Source organism: Streptomyces sp. NPDC001137 (assembly GCF_040298885.1).
Lineage (GTDB): Bacteria > Actinomycetota > Actinomycetes > Streptomycetales > Streptomycetaceae > Streptomyces.
The window spans coordinates 431,122-438,662 of sequence record NZ_JBEPBA010000006.1 but is presented as its reverse complement, the minus strand read 5'-3'; the positions used below and the strand labels follow the sequence as shown (position 1 = coordinate 438,662).

Here is a 7,541-nt window from a genome sequence, read left to right as displayed (position 1 = left end):
TGCACCCGTCCCGGGGGGCGGGGGGTGGGGGGGGGCCCCCCCACTGCACCCCCGCCTTCCGGGCCTGCCCCCGCGATCGCGACCCTGTTGCCCGCAGCCGGCTGTGATGCGCCGTCGCGCCACACGATCCCCCGCCCGGACCACATCGTCGTGGTGATTGAGGAGGACCGGGCATACGGCGACATCATCGGGAACGCTCAAGCCCCGTACCTCAACGAGCTGGCCGGGCGAGGCGCCTCCCTCACGGAGTTCTACGGCATTACCCACCCCAGTCAGCCCAATTACCTGGCGCTGTTCTCCGGCTCCACGCAGGGAGTCAGCGGGGACTCCTGCCCCTTCACCTTCAGCGGGCACAATCTCGGCTCTCAACTCCTGCAAGCGGGCCTGACCTTCGCCGGTTACGCGCAGAGCATGCCCCAGGTCGGCTTCACCGGCTGCACCAGCGGGCACACCTACGTGCGCCGGCACAACCCCTGGGTGAACTTCAGCAACCTGCCCGCCTCCGTCAACCGCCCGTGGAGCCACTTCCCACGCGACTACACGCAACTGCCGAACGTGTCGTTCGTCGTCCCGGACTTGGAGCACGACATGCACGACGGCAGCGTGCGGACGGCCGACACCTGGCTGCGGAACAACCTCGACGACTACGCGCGCTGGGCGATGACCCACAACAGCCTGCTGGTGGTGACATGGGACGAGGGCCCCGAAACAGCCGACGGGACCAATCACATCCCGACGCTTCTGGTCGGTGAGCATGTCCGGCCGGGACCGCACGCCCAGCCGAACAACCTGTACGGTCTGCTGCGCATGCTGCTGGACGCCTACGGCTTGAAACCCCTGCGCCACAGTGCCGATGCCGATCCCATCCGCGTCTGGAAGAAGAACGCGTGAGCGGTCCCACGGAGCGCCTCAATCACCTGAGCCCGCCGGCCCCTGGGGCTGCGTGGGCAGCCAGTACGGTCTGCGCCACCACAGCGTGGCCGCCGCGGCGGTCTGCGCGAGCAGCCACGCCGCCCCGACTCCGGTGATACCCATGACCGGCAGCAGAACGTAGGTCAGCACGGTGGCGAGCGTGCACACCGCCCCCAGGATGCCGACCAGCAGGAACAGCCGTCGTCGGATCCGGCACATGCTGACGGCCGCGACCACGACGATGTTCGGCAGAGCGGAGAGGGCGATCAGCCGGAGCAGATCGGCGCCGTAGCGAGCGTAGTCCGGTCCGAAGATGCGCAGGATCAACGGTGCGGCGGCGCACAGGACGACGACGCCGCCGGCCAGCAGCACACCCGTGTGCCGAAGCACCAGCCGGCAATGAGCGGCAAGCCGGGACGGGTCGTTGGTCCCCTCGACGATGAGGGAGGCGCCCATATTGGTGTTGAGCTGATAGAGCGAGAAGGCGACGAGCCAGGCGAGCGAGAAGTAGGCGGCCTGCCGGGGCCCGCGATGGTTGAGGACGATGATCGGCAGGGCGGTGGTGGCACCCAGCCAGAACAGGGCCGCCAGGTAGTCCGCGACGATGTAACGGCCGGTGGGTCGGCTGGGGTCCACGCGGTCGTCGCCCGTGGCCTCCGCCCGCCGGGGCAGAAAACGAGCGAACAGCAGGATGTTGGTCAGAACGATGGCGACAACGACCGAGAGTGCCCAGGACCACAGGATCCCGGTGGCAGCCAGGAAGGCAAGAGCCGCCACGAGCCCTATCTTCACCACAGCGAAGACGAGGTTCTCCAGCACGACCCAACCGGGTCTGCGCAAGCCCGTCAGCACCCCGTCCTGCAGCACGAAGATCGCGTAGCCGACGGTCGCCAACACGAAGCCGCAGGCCACCAGGGGATGGTGCAGGAACATGAGGCCCGGTGACACGGCCGGGATGACGAACACGAATCCCACGGCAAGGACAGCGGTGGTGACGCACGCGGCCAGATAGCCGGCGCCGACCAGGCGGCGGCTTCGCCGGCCGGCCCCCGGAGTGAACCTGATCATCACATTGGTCATGTTGAGCTGGCCCACTCCGGCCAGCAGCATCATCGCCGCCACCGCCGAGTAGTTCCGACCGAGACTGTCGTCGCTGTAGGAATGTGCGGCCAGTGCCCAGTACAGGGCCCCGAGCACGGAGGTGAGCAGCGAGCTGACGGTCAGCATGTGGCCATTGCGCAGCACGGCCTCCAACGACCAGATCTCCTCCAGGGATCGGATGCGCCGGGGCCTGGCTTCCGGCACTCGTTTGAGCAGGCGGGCGGCAATGGTGGTCCTCATCGCCGTCGCCTCCGGCGCGTGCGCGCGGCGGCCCCTGAACCAGTCGTTTCGCTGGGCAGGCCCCCAGTTCTCCGGGTGTGGGGCCCAGCCGCGGCCACACGGGCTCTCGCGAACCGGGCCAGCCGGAGGGGTATTCCGGCCCGGCCGGACTCGGACACCGCCAAGAGTGCGGTCAGGGCCACATCGGTGGGTGACATCGCGGGTGGCCGGCAGAGAGGGCAGCCGCCCGGCGAGTGCCCCAGCAGCCGCCGCACGGCGTCGGCCAGCCCGGCCTGGTACGGCCGGCGCATGACCGTGAGTCCCGTCGCCCGGACCGCGGGGGCAGCGTTGCCCGGAGCGCAGCCGTTCCGGGCCTGCCGCAGCAGCGCGATGTCGGTGGCGCTGTCGCCGATGGCGAGCACCGGGCGGATTCCCGCCGGGGCGCCGAGCAGTCTCAGCAGCGCCACCAGGCCTGTGGCCTTGTCGACACCCTCGGGAAGGAAGTCGGTTTGCGTCTCGCCCTGTACGGCGCGGAAGCCGGCGGCCTCCGGACGGCCGGTCACTTCGTGCACGGTACGGTCGTCGAGCGCCGTGCGGTCCGGGCCGCATCCCCGGTACGCCCGGAGGCACGACTGATACTGGGGGTCGACCGTCACGGAAGGCAGCCCGGAGAGCAAGCGGGCCAGCGCGGAGCGGTCGTGCCCGGTCACCAGCGGTGTGGAACGGTCGTTCCCGGCGTCGTACACCACAGCCCCGTACTCGGCTACACCGCCGGGCAGCCCGTACGCACGGCAGCGGTCGCGGACCTCCGGCACGGGACGGCCGGTGGCGAGCAGTACCTGGTATCCGTGGGCGCGCAGCCCCCGCAGGGCCAGCATCCCCGTCGGCGAGGGCGCGGGCGCACCGGACAGGTCCGACTCCAGGACGCCGTCCACGTCCAGCACACACCATTGCTTCGCGGGCCGGTCGGTGCCGTCCTCGCGAACGATCTCATCGAGGTCGTCGAGGTCGTCGAGATAGAGACCGGCGAGATACCGCTGCACTGCCCGGGACCGCGCCCTCCGAGCGGCGGCCTCGTCCATACCGGCACCTGTTCCGGAACACACGAGACGCTCGGCGTTCCAGCCGAGCGCGGCCTGGTACACGCACCATTGAGCGGCCGGTACCCGGGTCCCCGTGCGCCGCCGGTATTCGACCAGCAGCTGGGCCACGTGCTCGGGCAGGGCCTGGGCCACACCCGCGAGGTCGTAGGCGGCGTCATAGCAGGCGAGGTCCAGATGGCCGAAGTACCCTTCGTGGAAGTCTGCCTTGGCCCATCCGTCGGGGTCGAGCCACCAGCGCCCGAGAGCCATGCGTCCGTCCACCAATGAGGCGGAAGAGGTGCGCAGCAGGTCTCGCAGCAGCGGATCGATCAGCAGCGGGCGCACGAAGGCCGCCAATCGGCCACACCTGCCGGCGAACAGCCGCGCGCCGACCTCCCAGACCGGCTGGCAGCCCGTCAGCAGCGCGCTGCGGTCCGCCGGCAGCGGCAGACGTTCACGGCGTTGCACGACGTAGCGGACCAGGTCCGCTGCCGGCACCCCCTCCGTCGAGACGAGGTCCGGCAGTCGACCGGGGTCCGCGGGCCGCAGGTCCCGTAGCAGCACTCCGTCGTGGAACCCCAGGATCGGGGGCACCAGACCACCCAGCGCCCCGGCGACCGCCAGGGTGTGGCGGCCGAAGTACCCGGTGCCCGCGCCTTGCGCGACCAGGTGCAGTTCCCTGTCCCCGGAGCCGCTGCGCGTCAGGACGGTGAAAGGAACCTCCAGGTGGGACCAGCGAGAGGGCAGGCCGGGCTCCGCCGCTGACACTCCGAGCACCTCGTGATCCGGCAGCAGGGATGCCACGGTGCGGTGCAGGCCCTTCGTGCGCATCCGCTCGCGGATGTACCAGTCGTCCGGCCGCAGAACGACCTTGGGACAGTCGGCGATGACTTGGGGAACCGGCCGGTCGTCGAAGGCGGCGAAGAGCAGGACGATCGATTCGGCGGGGAAGCCGGCCCGCAGCAGCCTGTGCGCGGCCGTCGCGAGGGTGCCACCGGTGCGCGGCGGATCGTCGATCAGCAGGACAAGGGCACCGTCACGCAGGGCGGAACGCAGCTGCGTGGTATCCGTGTGAGCGGACGCCCCTGACGGTCTTGTCGTGCAGACGCCGACGTCGGTGTACCCCTCGGCGCGGAGGGCGGCTCCGGCGAGCGGCGCCAGATAGCTCCCCGACGTACGCAGTCCCCTCACAAGAAGCGGGCGGCGCCGGTCGCGGTACCGGTGGGCGAAGCGCTCGACAAGCTGGACAACGTCGCGAGGATGCTGGTCGAAGCTGCGGAAGCAGGACGGGGGGCGCAGGACAACACCTTCGAGCATTGTGGTGACGGGCTCCGGTACCTCGGCGCCGAGGCGGTCCAGCAGCGCGCGGGCCGGTCCGGGGAGCGTCTGTCGGTCGGCATCGCCGTCGGGCGGCCGGACGATCACGGCGTCCGCCAGTGCATCGGTCAGTTGTTGTACGACCGACAGCCAGGACCGGAGCCGCCGGACGGCCGGTGTCAGTCCGGTGGCCGTCACGGTGCCGTTCAGCATGAGGCGCAGCAGGGTCCCGGGCCGAGTTCCTTCGAGCTGCTGGGTGGCTCTGCTGAGCAGCCATGGCGTGCCATCGAGACGGTCCTCGCCCACCTGGACCATGCCGGCCGCGAAGAGACAGGCGTCGAGCGGGTCGCCACGAGCTGCGGCGTCGAGCAGCCCGCGGTGCAGTTCTGCCACGTCCGCGAACAAGTCGGGGACCGGCTGCCAGGGGGTGCCGACATCGCCGTGGGAAATCGGAACCACTCCTCTCCGTGCGAACTGCTTGCCCTACGCCGGGGAGATCACCGCACCCACGCACCAGGAAGGAGCGGGACGTCATGCGTCCTGGAAGCGGATCGCACGTTTGACTGCCGTCCGCAGCCAGCCCTCGGCCACCGACACGGGAAGCCGCTCACGGAAGTAACGGGGGGATGAGAGGCTTGCCCCTCCAAAGCCCCCTTTGAAGTAGGCCAAGGAGGACCCTGGGGCGGACTCCCCCATGTCGAACCACCCACAGCCCGTGGCGCACGCCTCGTCGATCGCGTGCTTGTAGAGCAGGGGTACGGCCCGGACCGGGTGGGCCAAGTCCCGATTCATGGCCCCGCGCCAGAGCTTGGCGTAGTGACCGTGACGCAGGACGACGATCGCCGCGGCAGGCTCACCAGCGGACCAGGCCATCCAGATCGCGCACGATGCGCCCAGCCGGGTGGCCACGGCCTCCAGCCGCTGCATGGGGAACGCTCTCCTCCTGCGCCACCGCGCCAGAGCCAGCGGCTCGTGCTGCTGCGCGGCCCAGCGCACGATCGACTGCTCGTAGAGGTGACCGAAAACAGGAACGAGCCTGCCGGTGCGGTCCGCCTCCACATCGACCTGGGATCTCTCGGCCCGGCGGATGTCGCGCCGCACCCGGGTGTGGAAGCGACGCTCCCAGACAGCACCGAACCCGCCGTCCAGGTCGAGCACCTGCGTCATATGGGCATTCCGCTGGAAGCTCGAAGGTGCGGCACTCGCCCAGACGTCCGCGTCTGCGGGCCGGAACCGGACACCGACCTGGAAGACCGGTCGCCGCGACAGGTCGTCGAAGACCGCCCGGGCCTTTGCCGAGCTGACCTCCCCCTGGGACACCGGCCCCCCGATGCCCCAGTCGGCCGGCCAGGACTCCTCCGTGTCCAGCCACCCCGGGCGCTGGCTTCTCCGGACGAGAGGCAACAGGATCCGGGTGCCGTCCGGGAACTCGTAGAGCCGACTCGCGTCCCGGAACGGCCCCGTGGCGCAGATGCAGTCCAGCCACGCCGGAGTCTGGGTGACGTAGGTACCGGCATCCTGATCGGCAAGCGCCCACCACGCTTCGCGAGGAGCCGGCACCGTGATGTGCGTGGGGCCGGCCGGTGTGTTGATCAAGGCCACCGAAGGTGCATTCACAGCCTTCTCCCGCCAGGGGGTGTGGGCCCCACCTGGGCGAAACGCGCGGAGCGAAGATCCTCGCGCCGTCCTCGCACATGCGCGCGCACGTGCGTGGGGTACCCCGTACCGATGTTAGGTGGGGTGGGCGGTGCGGGCATCTCAGGCGCCCGGCAGCCGGTCAGCGGTCAGGGGGCTCCCTCCGCGGCCACCTCGCTGAGCACGGGAACGACGTTCTCGGTGACCCATCGGTGGCTACGCCCGTACCGAGCCGATTTCGCCACGTTGCCCGCCACGTGCCACAGCCAGGTGAGGAGCGTGAGCGCAGTCTCCCCTTGGTTGTCGGTCACGGGCTCGCCCACCTCGGAGAGCAGCCGCCGGTCCTCGGGCCGCAGGGAGTCATCGCGCACCGCTTCGGCCACCACCCGGCCGAACTGGCGGCCTTCATGCTGATGCCGCATGGTCAGCACGAAGGTGCGGCAGTCGATGGCGGACGGCCCGTCGGGGACGGCACCCACCCAGTCGATCACTCCGAGCAGTCCGCCCTCTCTTCGCGCGAGCAGCACGTTGCCTGCGTGGAAGTCGCCATGCGTCCATCCGACGAGGAGCCGGCGACCGAACAGAGCACACTGCAGACGGCCCCTCAGGACCGACATGGCGTCCGCACCACGGCCGTGCCGACACCAGCGGACCTCCCGCGCGAGGACGGACAGCTGGGGCTCGACCCAGTCGCTCAGGCGAGTCGTCACCTCCTCCGTTCTCCCCGTGGCCAGGTGCAACTCGCGAATCGCCCCCAGCGCGGACAGGGCCACTTGATGGGTGAGCTGCGGGGAACGCTGGAGCAGCGTGTCCCCCTCGATACCCGGCAGGCAGCGTTGCACCACCAGGGGCAGCGGCCCTTGCAGTCGGCGCTGCTCCACCTGGGGCACGAGCCGTCGCCACGAGCCGAGGCGCTCGTCGTGCTCCAGGCGTTGCACGACCTCGCACTCCCGTGCGAGCGACGCAACGGCGCGCTGGGTGCGTGGGTGCTTGACCATCACGGATGGCGCCGCACCGCCGTCGAGACGGAACACGAGGAGATCGGAGAGTGTCCGCCGTGGTCCGCGCGGCCCACCGTAGGCGACGCCCTCCGCGCGCAGGGAGCCTGCCAGCCGACGTGCGGTCAGGAGGTCGGCAGGACGGGTCAGCAGGCCTGCAGTGTGCATGGGCAGGAAACCGCGGAGCTCGGCTGTGAGGCCCATCCGACCCTCCTCCCAGAGAGTCACGAACTGTCCCGAACCCCTCTCATCATCCCCGGGGGTGCGTCCACCGGGC

The 7,541-nt window shown here is 70.3% G+C and carries 5 protein-coding genes; 1 reads left to right on the top strand and 4 read right to left on the bottom strand.

Annotated elements, in window-relative coordinates; all coding sequences use genetic code 11:
• Positions 1-150 precede the first annotated feature (150 nt).
• Positions 151-891, top strand: a complete 741-nt coding sequence (locus tag ABT254_RS15475) for an alkaline phosphatase family protein (RefSeq protein ID WP_351469099.1) — start codon at positions 151-153, stop codon at positions 889-891.
• Positions 892-909: 18 nt separating this feature from the next.
• Here ABT254_RS15475 and ABT254_RS15470 read toward each other — a convergent pair whose 3' ends face one another.
• The 4 genes from ABT254_RS15470 to ABT254_RS15455 all read right to left on the bottom strand — a co-directional run bounded on the left by ABT254_RS15470 (position 910) and on the right by ABT254_RS15455 (position 7,468).
• The gene (locus ABT254_RS15470) at positions 910-2,253 is read right to left on the bottom strand and encodes a lipopolysaccharide biosynthesis protein (RefSeq protein WP_351469096.1); all 1,344 of its coding nucleotides are present in this window, start codon (positions 2,251-2,253) and stop codon (positions 910-912) included.
• Entirely contained in the window at positions 2,250-5,090 is a 2,841-nt protein-coding gene (locus ABT254_RS15465; RefSeq protein ID WP_351469093.1) for an HAD family hydrolase, read from the bottom strand. The genes ABT254_RS15470 and ABT254_RS15465 overlap by 4 nt, the downstream gene beginning before the upstream one ends.
• A gap of 72 nt (positions 5,091-5,162) precedes the next feature.
• Positions 5,163-6,227 (bottom strand): GNAT family N-acetyltransferase, encoded by a 1,065-nt coding sequence (locus ABT254_RS15460; protein WP_351469090.1) that lies wholly within the window; start codon positions 6,225-6,227, stop codon positions 5,163-5,165.
• Between the two features lie 188 nt (positions 6,228-6,415).
• Positions 6,416-7,468: a phosphotransferase family protein gene (locus ABT254_RS15455; RefSeq protein ID WP_351469087.1), complete on the bottom strand. Its 1,053-nt coding sequence runs from the start codon at positions 7,466-7,468 to the stop codon at positions 6,416-6,418.
• Positions 7,469-7,541: the final 73 nt, after the last annotated feature.